We start from the raw sequence: 20493 nt of genomic DNA on the forward strand, positions 1-20493 counted from the left end.
AGCTCAAAGCGATCGCGCCAACTGTGGGAGACAAATGCTCCGCGAGGGTGTCGCTGCAGCCCGATGTCCGTTGCCGGACACCGAGCCCTTCAAACTTACATCGGCTTGATGTTAGCCGCTTGCAGACCCTTCGGGCCTTGCTTCGTTTCGAAGCTCACTTTCTGATTCTCAGCCAGCGTCTTGAAGCCGTCGCCGCTGATTTCGGAGAAGTGCGCGAACAGGTCGTCGCCGCCCTTGTCCGGGGTGATGAAGCCAAAGCCTTTGCTGTCGTTGAACCACTTAACGGTACCGGTATCCATGAAGAATCCTTGAGGTAAAAATAGAAAGATTTTGCTCTGTGAGAGAGCGCGTGAAGCGTCAAGGAGGGAGAGGACAACGAATACCGCTTAGGGAGCGAGACATTGATGAACAGCAATCGAACTTCTTGAACTTCGGGTGCCACAGTAACCGCCGGGTGGTGTCAGCGTCAACACTTAACTTGTAACTGTTTGGCTGCGCGTCATGAATGGCTTGCCGCAGGCGTTGGGCGGCAATGCTCGGCTGTCCCGCTCGCCGTGTCTTGCGGCACGGCGGGCGCTTCAAACCGCCGCACGTGTCAGATGCCCACTTTGTGTGCCGTCAGGATCAGGCGCAATCCCAGCGCGGCGACCGCGCTCGCGGCGACGCGATCGACCCAGGCTTTCCATTGCAGATAGATTTCGCGCGGGCGCTTGCTCGAGAAACACAACGCGACGACGGTGTACCAGCCGGCTTCGATAGCGAAGATCGCCGGCGGCAATGCAAAGTAGCACCACAGCGGCGGATGTTGCGGCAGCAGCGCCGCGAAGATACTGCCGTAATAGACGGCGGTTTTCGGATTGCTGAGTTGTGTGCTCAAACCGATCCAGAAAGATTTGCGTGCATTGGCCGGGACGGCTTGCGTCGTATCGAAGGCGAGCGGTTTGGCGGCGCCGCGCCAGATTTTCGACGCAAGGTAAATCAGATAGAGGCCGCCGGCCACTTTCAGTCCCACGTAGAGCCATTCGACACTGGCCAGCAACGTGTAGAGGCCGAGCAGCGCGATGCCGCTGAAGAAAACCCCGCCGACGCCCATGCCGATCGCGGTGGCGAGTCCATCGCCGCGCGACAATCCAATCGCATTGCGGGCGACGATAACGAAGCTCGGCCCCGGACTCATCGCGCCCAACAGGAGTGCGGCGAGGATGGTGATGATGGCGGTAGAAGCGGACATGATCGGCTCTCTCCTATGTGCAGGCGTGTTAGTCAGTGGAACATAGCATGAGAGCGCGGAGATTTGCGCCTTGAGTTTGTTGCCAGCTCATTTCATGACGAGGCCTATTTGCGTGGGTTTGCGACATTACATTGATTAAACCGGACGGAATTGAAAAGCCTCGCATCGCGGACTAACAGCCCATTGCTGCAAGCAGCAGAAATTGGATGCTAGAATTCCTTTCCATACGCTGAAGCAGCCCTGAACGACGGGCGAGACACGAGTGCAATTGATCCGGTTGCCTGCGAATCCCCATAATCCAAGATTTATCGGGCATGTTTTCCAGGTGCGAGTGTTTACGCATGGGAAGAGGTATGGTGAGTTCGATCCGCACTCGAGCCATCTGAATCACGCATAGGCTTCGCGTTATTTAGCGAAGCCTTTGTTTTTCTAACGCGAGCATGAATAGCCGCGATACCGACACATGATGAAAGAGCGAGAAGAACAACGGTTGTTCGACCTCGATGGAAACGCACGTGAGCGCCTGATCGTGTGGATCCACAGGCGAATGGATGAATACGGCATTACGATGGAAGCGCTCGCGGAATCGATCGAAGCCGATGCGGCCGCGACCCGGGCCGTGATGTATCGCGACGCCTACGGCCATACATGGGACGGTCACGGCGATAAACCGGACTGGCTCGCGCGAGCGATTTACGCTGGACAGAACATCGATCACTTCCGCTGCTAAGCGCGTGCGCGGCGTATGCGTGCCGATTGCTTCGGTATCCAAAGATCAAAAAAAAGCCCGCGCAAGGCGGGCTCAACTACTCGGAGTTTCGCGATCCAGTCGCTAGAAGGATCATGCTCAGTGTATGTGAAAGCAATATGAAAGTGTAGAAAAACCGTATTACAGGTCGAAAAAGACGGTTTCCTTATCGCCCTGCATGTAGATATCGAAACGGTAAACGTTCGCTACATTCGGCTCGCGGCGTGCAATCAGCGTGCTGCGGCGCTCCGCCGGAACCGCTGCCAGCACCGGGTCTTTCTCGTTCGCTGCGGCTTCGTCCTCGAAATAGACGCGTGTGAAGGTGTGCAGCAGCATGCCGCGCATCGTCACGACCACATTGAGGTGCGGTGCTTCATCCGGGCCGACGCGGCCGGGCTTGACCGTCTCGACCACAAAGCGCTTGTGCGGATCCGTGCCGGTGCCGACGCGCGCGAAGCCACGAAAGCCCGTCTTCAGAATTTCCTCACGCGACTCCGGGAAGCGGCCATTCGCGTCCACTTGCGACACTTCGAGCATGGCGTCGCCGATTACCTTGCCGTCGCCGTCGAACACCTGGCCCACAATCGTGATGTGCTCGCCGGCCGCTTCGCGGTCGGCCAGAACGGGCGTAAACAGGCTCTTGAAGTCGAAATCGTATTGCTGCGGACACAGACCGTACGCGAAGTAGGGTCCAACCGTCTGCGAAGGCGTTTGCTTGAGAGTGGTCATGGCTTAGCGCTCCATCGGAGTTTCGTTGCGGCCGCGCAGCACGATGTCGAAGTCGTAGCCGAGCGCATAGGCTTCCTGCGTGGTGTCGAGCGAAAAGTTCGCGATCAGGCGGTCACGGGCATCTTCGGGCGTGCCCTGGAAGATCGGGTCGAACGCCAGCAGCGGGTCGCCGGGAAAGTACATCTGCGTGACGAGGCGCGAGCCGAAGTGGTCGCCGAACAGCGAAAAGTGGATATGGTTCGGGCGCCACGCGTTCGGATGGTTGCCCCACGGATACGCGCCCGGCTTGATCGTCAGGAAACGGTAGCGGCCTTCGTTGTCCGTGATGCAGCGGCCCGCACCGAGAAAATTCGGGTCGAGCGGAGCGTCGTGCTGGTCAGCCTTGTGCACATAACGGCCGGCGGCGTTGGCTTGCCAGATTTCAACCAGCGTATTGCGCACCGGGCGGTTGCCTTCGTCGAGCACACGGCCCGTCACGATGATGCGCTCGCCAAGCGGCTCGCCGTTGCGCACGGCGTTGCGCGTCAGATCGTGATCGAGCGCGCCGAGGTCTTCGGTGCCGTAGACCGGCACATGCTGGTCGCGCAGCTTTTCCTTCAGCGGAATCAGCGGACGCGTAGGGCCGCGTTTAACCGAGGAACCGTAGCCGGGATAGATATACGGGGGATGCGACGCGAAATCACGCGCGGTGAGAAAGGAATCGTCCATCAGTGTCTCCTTGGAGGAATTGTGAAATACAGATTGATGGAGAGACTTTATCCAAGCTGAGAGGTTATGCAAAATGACGTTTTCGCCCTTTTCGTATAACCTCCCGTTATGCAACGCAGTCTCGCGGATAGCCGCGTCAAATTCCGTCATCTTCAGTGCTTTCTGGCCGTTGCGCAGTTCGGCAGCGTCCAGCGGGCCGCCGACAGCCTGTCGATCACCCAGCCCGCCGTTTCCAAGACGGTCGCCGAACTCGAAGCGATTCTCGGCGTGAAGCTGTTCGAGCGCGGCCGTCACGGCGCCGTGCCGACCCGCGAGGGCCAGCTCTTCATGCCGCACGCGAGCGCCTGTGTGAGCGCGCTGCGGCAGGGTGTCGATCTGCTCGCGCGTGCGGAAGGCGCGGCCGCGGCCACCCTGGAAATCGGCATTCTGCCGACCGTCGCGGCGGCTTTGATACCGCCGGTGCTGAAGCAGTTTGCCGCGCTTTGGCCACGTGTGATCGTGCGCCTCGCGACCGGCGCCAACCCGGAATTGCTCGAGCGCCTGAAAGCGGGCACGATCGAATTTGCCATCGGTCGATTGGCCGATCCCGAGCGGATGGTCGGGCTCAGTTTCGAGCAACTGTTCAGCGAGCCGTTGATCGCGGTGGTCAGGGCCGGGCATCCGTTGGCGCTGGGTTCGGGTTTGCCGGCCACCTCGCTTGAAGAATTTCCGGTGGTGTTGCCGCCGTTCGGCACGTTGATCCGGCAGTCGGCCGAAGGTCTGCTGAGCGCTTGGGGCGTGCCGCCTTTGTCGGCGTTCGTGGAAGTATTGTCGGTTTCCACGGGCCGCGCGTTGGCGCTGGAGAACAGCGCGGTGTGGTTCGTGCCGCTGAGCGCGGTCGAATATGAACTGGCGCATGGCATGCTGGTCCGTTTGCCGTTGCCCTTTGCCGGCACCGGTGAGCCGGTCGGCTTGATCCGGCGCTCGGACACGCAGCCGTCGCCGGCTGGGCGGGCGTTTATCGATGCGGTGCGCGAGGTTGCGCAGCAGCGCATGGTGGCCAATGCGGACAAGGCGGCTGACGAGGCAGCGGGTAAAGGAGTGCGGAAACGGGGCCGCAAATAGGGCGTCCCGCTTCAGGTCGGCATGTGGTCGGGCGCGAGCATGGTGGGACGGCCGGATGAGCCGCTGCGCGCCCTGTGAACTATCCAGTACAAAATGAAGGTTGCGAACGGACTGCTAGCCGGTGTACAAACACGGTGCAAAAGCCGTCGCGGCCCGCGTTGCTGCGGCGCATGCGGATCATCGGCGGCTTGCAGCGAAGATCAGCATCGAACATCGGAAACGCCGGAAACAGCGTCGAAAGACTGTAAAGGAGATTGCCATGCCCAGCGACTTGCCCACTCCAGACGCCGCGCTGCGCGCCGTGTCGGCACCTGAGCACAATCCGCTCGGCACCGCCGGCCTCGAATTCGTGGAGTTCGCCGCGCGCGATCCGCAAGCGCTCGGCGAAACCTTCACCAAACTCGGCTTCAAGGCGATTGCGCGCCACATCAGCAAAGACGTCACGCTGTATCGCCAGGGCGAGATGCAGTTCCTCATCAATGCGGAGCCGGATTCGTTCGCCGCGCGCTATGCCGAGGAATACGGCGCGGGCATCTGCGCGATCGGCATTCGTGTGGCCGACGCGCAGCGCGCTTTCGACCGTGCGATCGAACTCGGCGCATGGGCATTCGAAGGCGAGAAGACCGGCGCCGGCGAGTTGCTGATTCCGGCTATTCAGGGCATAGGCGACTCGCATATCTATTTCGTCGACCGTTGGCGCGGCCGCGGCGGCCAGCGCGGCGGCCTGGGGGACATCTCGATCTTCGATATCGACTTCCGGCCCATTGAGATCGACACGGCGCAGGCCGACTTGAGCCACACGGGCACGGGCCTCATCGCCGTCGATCATCTGACGCAAACGGTCGGCGAGGGCCGCATGCAGGAATGGCTCGACTTCTATCGCGATCTGCTCAACTTCCGCGAGATTCACGAGCTGCACGCCAACTGGCATGTATCGGCGGAATCGCGCGTGATGGTGTCGCCGTGCGGCGCGATCCGCGTGCCCTTGTATGAGGAAGGCACGCGCCGGACCAGCCTGATGCACGAGTATCTGCCGGACCATCCGGGCGAAGGCGTGCAGCATATCGCGCTCGCAACCGACGACATTTTCGCGTGCGTCGAGCAGTTGCTCGCGAACGGCGTGGAGTTCGTCGAACCGCCGCCGCGCTATTACGATCAACTCGACGCGCGCTTGCCGGGCCACGGGCTCGACGTCGAGCGGCTCAAGCGCACGCACGTTCTGGTGGACGGCGAAATCGGCGCCGACGGCGTGCCGCTGCTGTTCTTCCAGACCTTCGTGCGCCGCCGAGCCGGCGAAATCTTCTTCGAGATCGTGCAGCGCCAGGGTCACCACGGCTTCGGCGAAGGCAATCTGAGCGCATTGGCCCAAGCGCGCGAACAAACCGGCGCGTGATGCTTCATCCGATACGCGGTCAATCGGTATCGGGAGGGGCTGCCAACTCGGGATTCACCGCGCTGTAGGCCGCGGCTTCGTGCAACAGCCACTCGCGGAAACTCGCCAGCGGCTTGCCGTGACTCAACTCGGTCGGGTAGACGAGGTAGTACGCCGAATCGGCGACCGCGGGGGCATCGAGCGGGATCACGAGCCCTAGCTGTTCGAGCTGCGCGTCGACGAAAAAGCGCGGCACCAGCGCGATACCGAGGCCGGCGACCGCCGCGCTGATCAGCATGGTGTGGAGTTCGTAGCGCACGCCCTGCATGGTCCGGTTGTCCTCGACGCCCGTGTTGGCGAACCATGCTGCCCAGCCGTCGGGCCGGGTAGTGGAGTGGACGAGCGGATAGTCGAGAAGATCGGCGGCGTTCTGCACAGGCCGCTTCAGCAGGCTCGCCGCGCACACCGGCACGACCTCTTCGCTGAACAGAAAATCCGCCGACGTGCCCGGCCACGTGGGCTTGCCGTAATGAATCGCGGCCTCGAAATGGGTCTCGGCGAACGGGAACGTGCCGGTTCGCACGCCCATGTTCACGCGCACGTCCGGATACTGCGCGTTGAATGCCGCGAGCCGCGGAATCAGCCATTGCGACGCGAAAGTCGGCAGAACAGCCAGTTCCAGATAACCGCCGCCACTGCCATGCGCGATGATGGACAGCGTGTCGCGATCGAGCTGTTCCAGCGAGCGCCGCACCTGTGCGCTATAAACCTTGCCTGCCTTGGTCAGCACCACGCGCTGTTTGACGCGCACGAACAACCGCACGCCAAGGTTGCTTTCCAGCGTGTTGATTTGCCGCGACACCGCGCTTTCGGTCAGGAAGAGTTCGCGCGCCGCGTGCGTGAAGCTCTCGTGCCGTGCGGCCGCTTCGAAAGCGAGCAGCGCACCCATGTTGGGGATCTTGAACTTTCGCACGTTGATTCCAAAAACGCATTAAGTGGCGATTTTATCTCTCTTTACGGCGACCCTGGCGTTTTGAATAATCACGCCTTTGATCATGCCGTTCTGTGCCTTGCGCGCCGACCGGCGTGGCACTCCAGCACGTCAGATAGCGCGCGTAGAGTCATTTAGAGAACCGATATGCCAAACATCAAGAATGCGAATCTCGAACAACTGCTGCTGACGCTGCTCGGCGCCGACAAAACCGCCCGGCTCTTTGCGACGCTGAATCATCCGCAGATCCTCAACGAATGGGAAGACGGCATCGTCACGCGCGCCGAACTCGCGCAGGCGATGAACATGGCGCTCTTTGAAGACCTGCTGGCACGCTCGGCGAATGGCCGCCGCTACACGGAAGAGACGGTCGCGGCGGGCGGCAGCGTGTACTTCGACCACGGCGCGCTGCGCACGGTGCGCTGGCCGCACAGCGGCGCGCTGCCGACTGGCGAAGCCGCATTTGCCCGCATTCTGCGTCCGCTCGGTTTCAGCATCAACGGACGGTATCCGCTCGATCGTCTCGGCATGACCGGGCGCGCGTGGGCGCATGACGACGCGCCCGATGAGATCGCCCAGTTCTTCGTGAGCGAGCTGCATCCCGAGCGGTTCTCGGCGGAGTTTCAACAGGCGGTGACCAACGTGATCGGCCAGTCGCGCGATCCGTTGACGCCGCGCGCGGTCGGCCAGTTGTGGGAGCTCGAGCGCGACGGCGTGCTGCCGCTCGAGGCGGCCCATGAACTGCTGCCGGTCATCGTCGGCGCATTCGCGCGCCAGCACGAGACGCCACGCGAAGCCGATTACGAAGTATTGTTGAAGGAATCGCCGGAAATGGCGTGGATCGCGACCGAAGGCAATGCGTTCAACCACGCCACCGATCGCGTCGCGGACGTCTTTCAACTCTCCGACGACGAGAAGGCCAAGGGCCGTCCGATGAAACCGGAAGTGGAGCGTTCGCGCTCGGGCCGCGTGTTTCAGACAGCGTATCGCGCGGACACGGTGCTGCGCGAGTTTCGTGCGGCTGACGCAAGCGTGGTGACGCGCGACGTGCCGGGCTCGTTCTACGAGTTCATCACGCGCAAGCGGACTTTCGATCAGGACGCGCGTCGCTGGGAAACGGACCTGCGTTTCGACGCGGGCAACGCACAGGGCATCTTCAAGATGACCGCGAGCCAGGCTGCCTGAGCGCAGGGCGGCGGTCCAGGCACGAGAAACGGGGAGCGCGGTGGGAACGTCATTGGATGAAGAGCAGGGCGCGGGCCTGAACGGGTTGGACGACGCCGGCCGTCGCGCGCCGAAGAATGCGCCGCGTGTTGCCACGCCTTTCGCGGGCAGCGCCGCCGTGATGCAGGCGCTCGAAGCCGATTTGCGCAGCCATGTGCGCGGCGAAGTGCGCTTCGATCAGGGCTCCAAAGCGTTGTATGCGGCAGATGCGTCGAACTATCGGCAAGTGCCGCTCGCCGTGGTCGTGCCCGCCGATGTCGACGATCTATTGGCGACACTCGCCGCCTGTCGTCGCAACGACGTGCCGTTTCTCGCGCGCGGCGGCGGCACCTCGCAGAACGGCCAATGCGTGAACGTCGCGGTGGTGGTCGACGCAAGCAAATATGTGAACCGTGTCGTGTCGGTCGATCCGGTCGCGCGCGTCGCGATCGTCGAGCCAGGCGTGGTCTGCGATACCTTGCGCGATGCCGCCGAACAGCATGGCCTCACGTTCGCACCCGATCCGGCTACACACAGCCGCTGCACGCTCGGCGGCATGATCGGCAACAACTCGTGCGGCGCGCATTCGGTGATGGCCGGCAAGACCGTCGAAAACGTCGAGGCGCTTGAGATCGCGACCTTCGACGGCGCGCGTTTCTGGGTCGGTCCGACATCCGAAAGCGAACTCGAATGCATCATCGCGGCAGGCGGCCGCCAAGGCGAAATCTACGCCGCGTTGAAACGGTTGCGCGATACCTACGCTGACCAGATCCGCGCGAAATTCCCGCAGATCAAACGGCGCGTGTCGGGTTTCAACCTCGATCAACTGCTGCCGGAAAACGGCTTCAACGTGGCGCGTGCCCTGGTCGGCACCGAGGGCACCTGCGCGGTGACATTGCAGGCGAAAGTGCGCCTCGTGAAGAGTCCTGCGAAGCGCGTGATCGTGGTGGTCGGCTTCACGGATATCTACACGGCCGCGGATGCCGTGCCGCATTTCATGCGCTGCGGGCCGATCGCTATCGAAGGACTCGACCGCGCGATCATTCGCGGGCTGGAGGCGCGCGGGTTGAAGAAGGACGAGATCGCGTTGCTGCCCGAAGGCGATGCGTGGGTCGTGCTCGAATTCGGCGCGGACACGCAAGAGGCGGTGATGCTACAAGCGCAAGCCGCTGCCACCTATTTTCGCTCGGGCGAGGCGGGGCCGAATGTCTCGGCGATGCTCGTCGAAGATCGCGCATTACAGGCCAAGGTATGGTCGATTCGTGAGACCGGCGCCTCGGCGGTGGCGTTGTCTGTCGATTCCGGCACGCCTGATCCGGTGGTCGGCTGGGAAGATGCGGCGGTCGATCCGCTGCGTCTCGGCGATTATTTGCGCGCGTTCCAGTCGCTAGTGGATCGCTACGGCTACGAGACGAGCCTCTATGGTCATTTCGGCGATGGCTGCGTGCATGCGCGCATCACGTTCGATCTGCGCAGCGCGGAAGGTATCTCGACGTGGCGCAAGTTTCTGCGCGAAGCGGCCGAGCTGGTGGTCGAATTCGGCGGCTCGCTCTCGGGCGAACACGGCGACGGCCAGGCCAAAGCCGAGTTTCTGCCGATCATGTACGGCGCCGAGCTGATGCAGGCAATGGAACAGTTCAAGGCGATCTGGGATCCGGCCAATCGTCTGAATCCGGGCAAGGTCGTGCATGCGTATCGCGCCGACGAGAATCTGCGCATGGGTCCCGCCTATCAACCTGTCTCGCTGCAAACCAGGCTCACCTTTTCAAGCCCGGAAGGCTACGGCTTTCAGCGCGAGATCGAGCGATGCATCGGCATGGGCAAATGCCGTTCGCTTGAAGGCGGCACGATGTGCCCAAGTTATCGCGCGACCCGCGAAGAGAAATATTCGACCCGTGGCCGTGCGCATCTGTTCTGGGAAATGCTGCAAGGCGACGTGATCGTCGATGGCTGGCAAAGCCGCGAAGTGAAAGAAGCGCTGGATACATGCCTTGCGTGCAAGGGCTGCAAATCCGATTGCCCGACGCATACGGATATGGCTTCATACAAAGCCGAATTTCTTTCACATTACTACGAGACGAATCGACGGCCACGGCAGGCGCTGTTCATGGGGCGCATCGGTGAATGGGCGCCGTGGGCGGCGCGCTTCCCGCGTTTGACGAACTTCATGACGTCGGCGCCGGGCTTGGCTTCGTTCGGCAAGTGGGTGGCAGGCGTGGCGCAAGCGCGCGAACTGCCACCGTTCGCAGGCGCCACTTACAGGCAGATCGCACGGCGTTCGCCGCAAACAGCGTCCGCCTCTCGCGGCGAAGCGAAAAAGGTCATTCTGTGGGTCGATACTTTCAACGATCACTTCACGCCCGAGGTCGCTGAAGCCGCCGCCGACGTTTTAAAGCAGTTGGGCTGGCACGTCGTGTTGCCGAAGAACCGGCTGTGCTGCGGGCGTCCACTCTATGACTTTGGCCTGCTCGAACGTGCGCGCGAACTTCTCGCGCACATCCTTGACGACCTCGCGGACGATATCGCCGCGGGCGTGCCGCTGGTCGGTCTCGAACCGGGCTGTTTGTCGGTATTCAAGGACGAATTGCTGAAGCAACTGCCCGGTCATGCGTTAGCGAAGAAGCTCTCCGCGCAGACGTTCCTGTTCTCCGATTTTGTCGCGCGGCAGCCGTTCGATTGGCCGACGCTGACCGCCGACGTGATCGTGCACGGGCATTGTCATCAAAAGGCGCTGTTCGGCATGCAGGGCGACACGGCGTTGCTGAACAAGCTCGGCGTGAAATGGAAGCTTCTCGATACAGGATGCTGCGGCATGGCGGGATCGTTCGGCTTCAACGCAGAGCACCACGCGCTTTCCGAAAAGATCGGCGAAGACAGACTATTTCCGGCGGTGCGCGAGGCGGCCGCGGACACGATCGTGCTGACCAATGGCTTCAGTTGCCGCGAACAGATCGAGCAAGGCACGGGGCGTCACGCAATGCATATTGCGCAACTCGCGCAGCGGGCGTTGGCGGCTCGTTAGGCCGCGTTGCTGCGCGGTGTGGATCCGTGCGTCACTTCTTTGTCGATTCGGTGGCGGGCGGGGTGTGCGGAATGTCGGCGCTGGTGGCCATCCACAATACTTCGGCGTCTTCTTCGCTCGTGGAGACCGCCGCGTGGCCGGTGCGGCTGTCGAAGTAGAGGCTGTCGCCGGCGTTCAGGTGCGTCGGCGCATACAGCTCCGAATACAGGCACACGCTGCCGCTGATCACATACAGAAATTCCTCGCCTTCGTGACGGCCCCAGTCGTCGAAGGCGTCGAGCGTGTGCGCGGAGATGCGGATGCGAAACGGCAGCATCGCTTTGTGCGCGAGGTCCGTGGCAAGCAGTTCCATCTGGTAGCCGCGATAGGCATGACGCTGGCCTTCGTCCTTGCGGGTGAGCGCGCGGCGGCCGCTGGCGCTGACTTTCGGCGTCGAGCCAAACAGCTCGCCGATCTCGATCTTCAGTCCGAGGACAATCTTCTGCAGAACATCGAACGTGGGGGACATCAGGCCGTTTTCGACCTTGGAGAGCGTCGAGCGCGAAACGCCGCAGAGGCGGCTGGCGGTTTCCAGCGTCAGGTCCTGCGCCTGGCGGGCGGCGCGGACGCGGCGGCCGAGGTCGGTGGTGGACGGGTCGGCGGATTTGGCGAGATGGGTGTCCATAGGGCTTGATGCTTCGAATGCACGCTTTGAGGGGACGGTGTTGTTTCCGATAATAACATTTGGCGCGATGGGTCCCGATCGGAAGGCGGTGGGACGTCTGCCGCCGCGCCCGCGGAAAATGCCTGGATCGCTTGTGCATGGCCTGGGTGACGGCGCTGTTGAGGTTGACCGGTGGCGGAGAAGCGTTCGGGTGCTTTTCTCATCGGAAACTTCGGCGAGTGCAGACTGGGTCGCGCATTGCAGGTGTCACCTGACCAGTTCGGCGGCGCGTCTCTTTCATATCCCGGGCGAGATAATCGCTTCGCCTTTAGATTTATTTTGATTGGCGAAGCAATTCCGGGCTTAAGCCTGTGATGGCTGATTGAGTGCCGCTCGTGGTCAGGCGTCGCTCGGGTGTTCGCCGAACCGTTGCATTGCAGCGCGAAGCGCCGCGCTCGGACTATCGAGCGGCCGCCTTCCCTTTCGAACGAGCTCCGCGCCGGGCGCCATCCACGGATGAGCGAATGCGACAACCGTTGCGCCGGCCTCGTATGCGTCTTCCGCGGCCAATGCGCTTGCAGCGAGGCAACCGTCGAGATCACCCGCTTTGAACCGTGCCCAAACCTGAGGAAGGTGAACGACCTCCACTGACGCACCGGTTCCGCGTATGTGCTCCGCAAACAGCATTCTGGTGGATTCGATTGCAGAGTCAGCGGCACATAACACGACGATTTTCCCGCCCAGTTCCGCTGCCGCGGCGGCCAGGGCGATATCCGCCCTGACGATGGGCACCGGTTGACTCTCGATATCCGCCACGGCCGCCCCAAGCGTGGCGCAAGTCAGAATAACGGCGTCGGAATGGGCTGCCAGCGCGAGAAGACGCCGGTTCGTCTCGGCTTTCAATTCGTGTGAGAACGTCCCTGCCAGACCGACCGCCTCGCGCAGATCCGCTCTCACTTCGTGGTGAAGATCATCAGCACGCATGCCGAGTGCTTTTGCGGCCTGCTCAAAGACTTGCCGGTTCCCGTCCATCGTGTGCAAAAACGAAATACGCATTGCCGTATGCCTCGGTGAAGTTGCGTGAATCAGATGCATCGTGCCGATGCCGGTTCGTGGCGTTCACGCCCAAGGGCGGGCCAATCGATTCGTCTGCATTGTTGCAACGTCGCCGCAGGCCAACAAGGCGGGAGCTTCTACCAGTATCGCTAGTACCCGTCTCCGATAGGCGTTGCGCGGCGATTTGGCCGCGTTATGGTCCGTTGTTCCCCGCATTCGAAAAAGTCATTGAGCTATAAGATGCCATCCGCGTCAGGCTACCTGTCATTTACCTTGTATCGCGAACGTCGCCGGACGTCCGCAGACGTAGTAACGTATTGAAGATTTAACCTTTCGCCCCGTTACATTGATTCTTGAGGCGCTTATGTCCACGGACGCAGACACAATCACCGATGAAGAGATCGCCGCCATCGCCGATCGCATGGTCGAAGAAGGCAGAAGAGTTTCGCCGGTGACGATCTGGAAAGAGGTTCGCGGCGGTTCGCTTGCGTCGATCGTCGCGGCCTTGCAGCGCTGGCGCGAAGCGCGGCAGGCCGAAACGCCGGCACCGCAGGTCCAGCCCGGGTTGCCGGAGGGCCTCGCTGAGACAGTGATGAGCGCGGCGGATCGCATCTGGACGGCATCCCAGCACGACGCCGAACGGGCTTTCAATCAGCGTTTGGCTGCAGTGAACCAGGACCTCGAAGCGGCCCGTGCGGAACGGGACGAAGCCCTCGCCGAGTATCAGAAAACGATCGACGACGTCGAAACGGGGCGCAATCGGGTCGTCGCGCTGACGGATGCGCTAAGTGCCTCGGAAAGTACCGCTCTGCGCCTCGAAACGGAACTCGCAACCGCTGCGGGCCGGGCGGAGGCAGCTGAAGCTCATGTCGAAGAACTCGCTCAGCGTGTGTCTGCACAAGACGCCGATCTGGCGGCCATGAAGGCATTGCTCGACGAGGAACGCCTCGCACGCGAAGAGTTGGCCACGGCGCTCGCGAGCAAGAACAATGAAGTTGCTCAGGTCGCTCAGGAGCGAGATCAGGCGCGGCAGGAGATCGCAACATTGAGCGATGCCTGTCAGGCGAAGACAGAAGAAGCGACGCGCTGGTCGGAGCAGGCAGGCGCGGCCGCATTGCGTGCTGAGGCGGCCGAGGCGCGCGTTGAAGAACTCGCGCAGCGTGCGTCGGTGGACCACGCCAACCTGGAAGCGGCGAACGCATCGCTCGAAGAAGAACGCAAAGCTCGTGAAGAGTTGTCGGCGGATGTAGCAAGCAAGAGTGATGAAGTCACGCGCGTCACTCGGGAGCGCGATCAGATTCAGCAGGAAATCGCCACTCTACGCGACGCCTATCAGGCCAAGTCGCAAGAAGTCGCGCAATGGTCGCAAGAGGCAAGCGAGGCTGCGTCGCGTGCACAGGTCGCGGAAGCGCGCGTGGAAGAACTTGCGCTGCGTGTAGCGTCGCAAGATGCCAGCCTCGAAGCGACGACGGCGTCGCTCGAAGCCGAAAGCAAGGCTCGTGAAGAATTGGCAGCAATTGTTTCGAGCAGGAACGATGAAGTAACGCGAGTCACGCACGAGCGCGATCAGGCGTTGCAGCAGGTCGCGACGTTGGACGCCGCTTATCAGGCAAGCTCGCAGGAAGCGACGCGCTGGTCACAGGAAGCGAATGCGGCGACGTCACGCGCCGAGGCAGCCGAGGTACGTGTAGAAGAACTCGTGCGGCGTGCGGCGGTGGATCAGGCCAATCTGACCGCGGTCAATGCGTCGCTGGAAGAAGAGCGCAAAGCATGTGATGAACTGAACGCGGTCATCTCCGGCAAGAACGACGAAATAACGCGAGTCACTCAGGAGCACGAGCAGGCGCGGCAGCAGATCGCCACTCTGCGTGACGCCCATCAGGCAAAGTCAGAAGAAGTGACGCGACTCGCCGACGAACTGAACGCGGCGACGTCACTTGCGCAAGCGGCACAGGCACGTGTTGAAGAACTCACGCAGCGCGAAACGGCACACGCTGCCGATCAGCAAGCCACGACGGCATTGCTGGACGAAGAGCGCAAGGCGCGAGCGGAGTTGTCCGCAACTGTGTCGAGCAAGAACGAAGAAATAGCGCGCGCCACTCAGGAACGCGACCAGGCGCAGCAGCAGTTCCTCAGTTTGAACGATGCCCATCAAGCCAAAACGGAAGAAGCGGCAAAGTTGTCGACGGAGCTGGACGCGGCCTTGGCGCACGCGAAAGCCGCCGAGGCGCAGGCAAGCGAGCGCCTCACACAACTCGCAACGCTGGAGGGCGAACTGGAGCAAGCTCGCGCCGCGCTGGCAGCGGAGCATCAGGCAGCTGCGGCGCGGGCCGACGAAATGTCGGTTCACCTTAACGAACTGCAGCGCGTCACCCTGGAACTGGAAGAGACGCGGCGGCAGATCGAGAGCATGAACGAGGCGAAGGTGGCCACGAGCGCCGACCTGGCTCGGCTATCGCAGGATGCGTCTGCCGCGAGAGACCGCGCAGAGGCCGCCGAACAGCAGGTTGCGCAACTGGAACAACGGCTGGCCGCGCAAGCCGAAGCCATTGCACAACAAGCTCGAACCGACGAGGCCGAGGGCGCGGAGGAGATCGCGGCGTTGCAACGCCAGATATCAGCGCAAGCCAAAGCTCATGCAAAGGCGCTCAGCGAGCTTCGCGGCACGGCGGAACAATGGGTCGCCCACGCGAAAGACCTCAAACAGCGGCTTGGTCTGGCAAGCGAGAGGATCTTGTTCATCGACGCACGCAGCACCGGTGAGGTGGCGCTCGTCAGACGGCTTTCATCCGAACTGGAGCGCCTCAAGCCGGATCACGAGTTGATCGCCAGAGAGACGCAGCAGAAGCTGATCAGCTCGACGATGAGCCACCAGCTCGCGCAAAAGGGCTACCGCTATGACCCGGCCACGGCGGTGATGTCGAAGGTCGTGACCTGACGGGCGCCGAATGGGCGGTTGCGTGTTGATGAACGGCGCGCGCCGAATTTATCCGCAGCCTAGGGCGCGACAGGCTTGCCTGACGCGTCCTTGACCTTCTGTTTCCACTGCGAGCGGATTTCGGCCGTCACGGACTCGGGCAGCGAAATATAGTCGAGATCGTCGGCTGCCTTGCCGCCGTTCTTGAATGCCCAATCGAAAAACTTCAGCGTTTCCGCGCCTTGCGGTGCTTTGTCCTGCGTCGTATGCAATAGCACGAACGTCGCGCCGACCACGGGCCACGCGTTCTTGCCCGGCTCGTTCGTCAGGATCTGATAGAACGACTTCGACCAATCGGCGCCCGCCGCTGCCGCCTTGAATGTGTCGGTCGACGGCTCGACCACAGTCCCCGATGCATTTTTCAGCGCGGCGTAGGTCATGTGGTTCTGCTTCGCATAGGCCCACTCGACGTAGCCGATCGCGCCCGGCAAACGCTGCACGAATGCGGCCACGCCGTCGTTGCCCTTGCCGCCGGTACCGGTCGGCCAGTTCACCGTAGCGCCTTCGCCCACTTTCGCTTTCCACTCCGGGTTCACCTTGGAGAGGTAGTTCGTCCAGATGAAACTCGTGCCTGAGCCGTCGGCGCGGCGCACCACCGCGACGTCGGTATCAGGGAGTTTGATTTTCGGGTTCAGCGCGACGATCGCGGGATCGTTCCACTTCTTGATCTTGCCCAGATAGATGTCGCCGACCACTTGACCCGACAGCACCAGTTCGCCGGCCTTCAGACCCGGCACGTTGATCGCCGGCACCACGCCGCCGACCACCGTGGGGAACTGGAACAGGCCGTTCCTGGCCAATTCGTCGTCTTTCAGCGGCGCGTCCGAACCGGCGAAATCCACGGTCTTCGCGATGATCTGCTTGATACCGCCCGACGAACCAATGCCCTGATAGTTGACCTTGCCGCCGCCTGTTTTCTGATAGGCATCGGCCCATTTCGTGTAAATCGGCGCGGCGAAAGTACTGCCGGCGCCGGTTATGTCGGCGGCGTGCGCGGCGCTGGCACACAGCGCACACAGAAACAGCGTAAGTTGCTTGAGTTTCATGTCGAGACTCCTTGTGGCGATGAGGTCGCCTTCGATGGGCTGCAACTTAAGGCTGAAATATGACGTTCTCGTGACCGTTCAGGTTAAATGATTCGACTGCGGAATTATAAGGATCATCCAGGTCGATCAAGCGAGAACGACCACGTTAACCTTCTTTTGATGGGTCGCGATATGCTCGGGCCTTTGCATCCAGTTCAATCCGTGCGACGCCTGAGGGCGGTATCGGTTGGCGATCGTTACGCTTCCACTATCGGCCGGCAATTACTGGATATGCCAAACCCGCATGAGAAGCAAATGCTGAATGACCTATGAAATCTGACCTGCTACTGCAAACCTACGGCGCCGACTCATCCGGCATGGTCTGTGGCTTTCTCTTTTCTTCGACTCATGCCGGCCGGCCCGTCGACGCGGATGAAGTCGTCGAATGGTTACAGGCGCACGACGCGAACGGCACCGCAAGAGAAGGGAGCGAGTTTCTTTGGCTTCACTTCAATCTGGCGCATAGTGCGAGCGAACGCTGGATGAGAGCGCAACTCGATCTACCCGAGACTTTTTTCGACGCGTTGCGCGAAGGCTCGCACTCGACGCGTATCGAGCATGCGGACGGCGCGCTGCGCGCGGTCGTCAACGACGTCATGTTCAATCTCGAGTTCATTCCCTCCGAAATAGCGACGCTGTGGATTTACGCGAACCAGCGGATTATCGTGACCGCGCGTCTGAAGCCACTGCGTTCGGTCGACAGATTGCGCGCGTCGGTTCGGGAAGGCGAGCTTTTCAGGTCTCCGGCGGAATTGCTGGTTCACCTGATGCGCGACCAGGCCGACCTGCTCGTGCAGATCGTGCGCCGAACCAGCGCCGACGTTGACCGGATAGAGGATCGATTCCTGTCGCAACGGCCGACGCAGAACCGCATCGATCTAGGCGCGATGCGTCGTATGCTGACGCGTTTGCAACGCATGCTCGCGCCTGAACCTGGCGCGATCTTCCGGCTGCTGGCGAGACCGCCGCGCTGGCTTCATTCAGATGACGTGCAGGATCTGCGCGAGTCGACCGAGGAGTTTTCGGTGGTTCTCTCGGATGTGGCCGGTCTGATCGAACGGGTCAGGCTGTTGCAGGAGGAGATCATTTCCCGTCTGGAAGAGCAGAACAATCGCACGCTCTTCACGCTGACATTGGTGACGGTACTGGCTATGCCGATCAATATCGTCGCGGGTTTTTTCGGAATGAATGTGGGTGGTATTCCGCTCGCTGAAAACCGGCACGGCTTCTGGGTGATGGTGTTGCTCGTGGCCGGTTTTACAGGGCTGGCCGGATGGTGGGCATTTCGCCGGCGCAAGGAACGGTAGGGTAGGCCAGAGGGAAGCAATGCGCCCGATTTCTGCGTTCGTGGCGCTGCGCGCAGTACCGCTAGTTGATGCCGAAGCCGGGACGCTCGTCAACGAGCCTATCGCTGAGCGCGCGTAACAATGCTTCGGCGCTCTGCATGCGATCGCCTTTGAGATCCCTCAGATACGCGATTGCATCGTCTGCAATACCGCGCTCGCCGAGGCGAAGCGCATGCGTAACAAGCAACGATTCACTCGCAACGACGTCGTTGAGTTTTCCCAGTTCGTCCTGTATTTGCGTGAGTTCGACGACGCCTATCCCGTTTCCGCTCTCGATCACGGGCGCAAAAAACTCCAGCAGGTAGCGCACCTTTTTCGCGGAAATTCGGACCTCGTGAAACTCTGCGTATCCGGAATTGGGATCCCTAAGCAAACGCTTCATCCGTTTTCGCAGTGCCCTTCTGGCCGTTGCAATACGGTTCGCGGCGAATACCGAAAGCGACTCGTCAAACGACCGAGCGTCGAGTTGCTGCATCACGCCCGCGATTGCCTGGTTCAATACTGCTTCAACGTTGGCGTCGGCGATCGTTGCGCGACTGTGCAGGAGCGCATCGCCGCGCAATAAATCGACACCTTCGATCAGCGCCGCAAAAGAACGCGGCATTGCCGTCTCCTCTGCCAGTAAGTGTTTCAGGATATCCCAGTCACGTGTTTGACCGGCGGAGTCGGCCAGCGCCTTGAATTCGCGCCGCTGTCGCCTCGCTCGCGATCCGTCGATAAGCGGATCGTAAGCCCACCACAGCGAGCGCAGACGACGCAGTACGACACGAAGTTTGTGCAGACTTTCCGGATCGGCACTGACGCATAGAGTGCCCACGCGTTGCGCCACCTGCGCAACCATTGGCGTGACCAGTGTCGAGAAGGCCACGGCCGGCGGCATGTCTGGCAAAACGGTCCCGCCGCGTTTGCCGGAATCGTCCGGAACCCGCTCTTCTGCAGAAGCAACGTCGCGCATGGGTGGTGTGGAGTTCATCGGTTCAAATCGATTGAGTCCCCGAAGCGGACGGTAGTGAGGTGAACGTAAGGTGGCGCGGGTCAGGCGGTTTGCAAACTGCGATTTCAATCCTACAGCGTATCAATTTTCAAAACCACGCCGGCATCGCGTTGGAAGCAATGCGGCTGTGATAGAGCGATTCAATTTGCCTCCTGAGCTTCAGCATCCTGTAATGGGGAGAACTGGTTTCGTTACTCGGCGAGCTTCACTTCATGAGCCTCAACAACAAACCTAAAGTGAGGTCTTTCGTGAGTTATACACAAACACTGTTGACCGGTGTGATCGGCGCGTTCTTGTCGGTCACAGCGCACAGCGCTGACATCACCGGCGCTGGCAGTACCTTCGCCGCACCCATCTATACGAAATGGGCCAGCGCATACCAGCGGGCAGGCGGCGGCACGGTGAGCTATCGCGGTGTCGGCTCGACCCAAGGGGTGAAGGAAATCATGGAGAGTCAGGTGGATTTCGCCGGATCGGATGCGCCGCTCAGCGACGACGAGCTTGCCAGGAATGACCTGCTCCAGTTTCCCATGGTGATCGGCGGTGTCGTGCCGGTCGTCAATCTGCCGGGTATCAAGCCCGGTGAGCTGGTTCTCTCGGGGCGTGTGCTTGGGGATATCTATCTCGGCAAAATCATCAGTTGGAATGCTCCAGCCATTGCTGCCATCAATCCCGGGCTCAAGCTGCCTGACGCGCCAATCGCCGTTGTGCGTCGCCTCGACGGTTCCGGGACCTCACTGATCTGGACGCATTATCTGGCGCAGGTCAACCCCGAGTGGAAGAGCAGGGTCGGTGAGGGAAGTTCAGTGCGCTGGCCGCGCGGCATAGGCGGAAGAGGCAATGAAGGGGTCGCCGCTTTCGTGCAACATCTGCCAGGCGCAATCGGCTACGTTGCATGGGATTTTACGAAGCAGAATCATATGTCGTACACGGCCATGGAAAATGCCGCGGGTACCGTGGTTCAGCCGGGACCCGAGACATTCAAGGCCGCTGCCGCGAGCGCGGACTGGTCCAGATCTCTCGTTCCAATGCTGACCAATGAACCGGGCGCGAACGCGTGGCCTGTCGTCGGCGCGACGTATGTGTTGCTACATGGCACGCTGAACAAACCGGAACGCGGTGAGGCAACGCTGAAATTCCTGGACTGGGCGCTAACCAACGGCGACCAGGCCGCAGAGGACCTGGACTATATCCCGCTGCCGCCAGCGGTGGGGAACGAGGTTCGCGCGCAGTTGCACGCAAGGGTCAGGAATCCGTCGGGCGGAGCCGTCGCAGGTCAATGAC

At 61.5% G+C, this 20493-nt stretch carries 17 protein-coding genes; 8 read left to right on the forward strand and 9 right to left on the reverse strand.

Going from position 1 to position 20493, the window contains the following annotated elements; translation table 11 throughout:
• Nucleotides 1-95: 95 nt before the first annotated feature.
• Nucleotides 96-299, reverse strand: a complete 204-nt coding sequence (locus tag P0D70_RS06555) for a cold-shock protein (RefSeq protein ID WP_007178877.1) — start codon at nucleotides 297-299, stop codon at nucleotides 96-98.
• A gap of 296 nt (nucleotides 300-595) precedes the next feature.
• Nucleotides 596-1231 carry a LysE family translocator gene (locus P0D70_RS06560; RefSeq protein ID WP_091804670.1) on the reverse strand — a complete coding sequence of 212 codons (636 nt, stop codon included), beginning with the start codon at nucleotides 1229-1231 and terminating at the stop codon, nucleotides 596-598.
• A 466-nt stretch (nucleotides 1232-1697) separates the two neighbouring features.
• Between P0D70_RS06560 and P0D70_RS06565 the strand changes: the two genes are divergently transcribed.
• Nucleotides 1698-1961 carry an H-NS family nucleoid-associated regulatory protein gene (locus P0D70_RS06565; protein WP_091808990.1) on the forward strand — a complete coding sequence of 88 codons (264 nt, stop codon included), beginning with the start codon at nucleotides 1698-1700 and terminating at the stop codon, nucleotides 1959-1961.
• Between the two features lie 159 nt (nucleotides 1962-2120).
• Here the strand turns inward: P0D70_RS06565 and pcaG are convergent, their stop codons facing one another.
• Nucleotides 2121-2708, reverse strand: a complete 588-nt coding sequence (gene pcaG / locus P0D70_RS06570) for a protocatechuate 3,4-dioxygenase subunit alpha (protein ID WP_408183698.1) — start codon at nucleotides 2706-2708, stop codon at nucleotides 2121-2123.
• A 3-nt stretch (nucleotides 2709-2711) separates the two neighbouring features.
• Complete coding sequence (gene pcaH / locus P0D70_RS06575; RefSeq protein ID WP_091804663.1) at nucleotides 2712-3416, reverse strand: protocatechuate 3,4-dioxygenase subunit beta; 705 nt, start codon at nucleotides 3414-3416, stop codon at nucleotides 2712-2714.
• Nucleotides 3417-3524: 108 nt separating this feature from the next.
• Between pcaH and pcaQ the strand changes: the two genes are divergently transcribed.
• Together pcaQ and hppD are read left to right on the forward strand one after the other, a co-directional pair.
• Nucleotides 3525-4520 (forward strand): pca operon transcription factor PcaQ, encoded by a 996-nt coding sequence (pcaQ, locus tag P0D70_RS06580; RefSeq protein WP_408183701.1) that lies wholly within the window; start codon nucleotides 3525-3527, stop codon nucleotides 4518-4520.
• 259 nt (nucleotides 4521-4779) lie between these two features.
• Entirely contained in the window at nucleotides 4780-5913 is a 1134-nt protein-coding gene (hppD, locus tag P0D70_RS06585; protein WP_408183703.1) for a 4-hydroxyphenylpyruvate dioxygenase, read from the forward strand.
• A 19-nt stretch (nucleotides 5914-5932) separates the two neighbouring features.
• On the opposite strand, the gene P0D70_RS06590 is transcribed toward hppD, so the two are convergent.
• Nucleotides 5933-6865 carry a LysR substrate-binding domain-containing protein gene (locus P0D70_RS06590; protein WP_408183705.1) on the reverse strand — a complete coding sequence of 311 codons (933 nt, stop codon included), beginning with the start codon at nucleotides 6863-6865 and terminating at the stop codon, nucleotides 5933-5935.
• 165 nt (nucleotides 6866-7030) lie between these two features.
• Here P0D70_RS06590 and P0D70_RS06595 point away from each other — a divergent pair, with 165 nt between their 5' ends.
• Nucleotides 7031-8068 carry a DUF1338 domain-containing protein gene (locus tag P0D70_RS06595; RefSeq protein ID WP_408183707.1) on the forward strand — a complete coding sequence of 346 codons (1038 nt, stop codon included), beginning with the start codon at nucleotides 7031-7033 and terminating at the stop codon, nucleotides 8066-8068.
• 40 nt (nucleotides 8069-8108) lie between these two features.
• Nucleotides 8109-11108, forward strand: a complete 3000-nt coding sequence (locus P0D70_RS06600; RefSeq protein ID WP_408183709.1) for an FAD-binding and (Fe-S)-binding domain-containing protein — start codon at nucleotides 8109-8111, stop codon at nucleotides 11106-11108.
• A gap of 31 nt (nucleotides 11109-11139) precedes the next feature.
• On the opposite strand, the gene P0D70_RS06605 is transcribed toward P0D70_RS06600, so the two are convergent.
• Both P0D70_RS06605 and P0D70_RS06610 read right to left on the reverse strand, forming a co-directional pair.
• Nucleotides 11140-11772, reverse strand: coding sequence for a helix-turn-helix domain-containing protein (locus P0D70_RS06605; RefSeq protein ID WP_408183711.1), 633 nt, complete (start codon nucleotides 11770-11772; stop codon nucleotides 11140-11142).
• 378 nt (nucleotides 11773-12150) lie between these two features.
• Nucleotides 12151-12807: an arylsulfatase gene (locus P0D70_RS06610; protein WP_408183714.1), complete on the reverse strand. Its 657-nt coding sequence runs from the start codon at nucleotides 12805-12807 to the stop codon at nucleotides 12151-12153.
• Between the two features lie 364 nt (nucleotides 12808-13171).
• Between P0D70_RS06610 and P0D70_RS06615 the strand changes: the two genes are divergently transcribed.
• Nucleotides 13172-15745 carry a DNA-binding protein gene (locus P0D70_RS06615; RefSeq protein ID WP_408183717.1) on the forward strand — a complete coding sequence of 858 codons (2574 nt, stop codon included), beginning with the start codon at nucleotides 13172-13174 and terminating at the stop codon, nucleotides 15743-15745.
• A gap of 59 nt (nucleotides 15746-15804) precedes the next feature.
• On the opposite strand, the gene pstS (P0D70_RS06620) is transcribed toward P0D70_RS06615, so the two are convergent.
• Nucleotides 15805-16830 carry a phosphate ABC transporter substrate-binding protein PstS gene (gene pstS, locus P0D70_RS06620; RefSeq protein WP_408183720.1) on the reverse strand — a complete coding sequence of 342 codons (1026 nt, stop codon included), beginning with the start codon at nucleotides 16828-16830 and terminating at the stop codon, nucleotides 15805-15807.
• A 308-nt stretch (nucleotides 16831-17138) separates the two neighbouring features.
• On the opposite strand from pstS (P0D70_RS06620), the gene P0D70_RS06625 reads away from it, so the two are divergent.
• A complete protein-coding gene (locus tag P0D70_RS06625) occupies nucleotides 17139-18176 on the forward strand; it encodes a transporter (RefSeq protein WP_408183725.1) in 1038 nt (345 codons plus the stop codon).
• 61 nt (nucleotides 18177-18237) lie between these two features.
• Here the strand turns inward: P0D70_RS06625 and P0D70_RS06630 are convergent, their stop codons facing one another.
• On the reverse strand, nucleotides 18238-19188 hold the full coding sequence (locus P0D70_RS06630; RefSeq protein WP_408183729.1) for a CHAD domain-containing protein: 951 nt from the start codon (nucleotides 19186-19188) through the stop codon (nucleotides 18238-18240).
• 269 nt (nucleotides 19189-19457) lie between these two features.
• On the opposite strand from P0D70_RS06630, the gene pstS (P0D70_RS06635) reads away from it, so the two are divergent.
• Nucleotides 19458-20492 carry a phosphate ABC transporter substrate-binding protein PstS gene (gene pstS, locus P0D70_RS06635; protein ID WP_408183835.1) on the forward strand — a complete coding sequence of 345 codons (1035 nt, stop codon included), beginning with the start codon at nucleotides 19458-19460 and terminating at the stop codon, nucleotides 20490-20492.
• Nucleotide 20493: the final 1 nt, after the last annotated feature.

The sequence above is a fragment of the Paraburkholderia sp. RL17-381-BIF-C genome, from assembly GCF_046026435.1.
Lineage (GTDB): Bacteria > Pseudomonadota > Gammaproteobacteria > Burkholderiales > Burkholderiaceae > Paraburkholderia.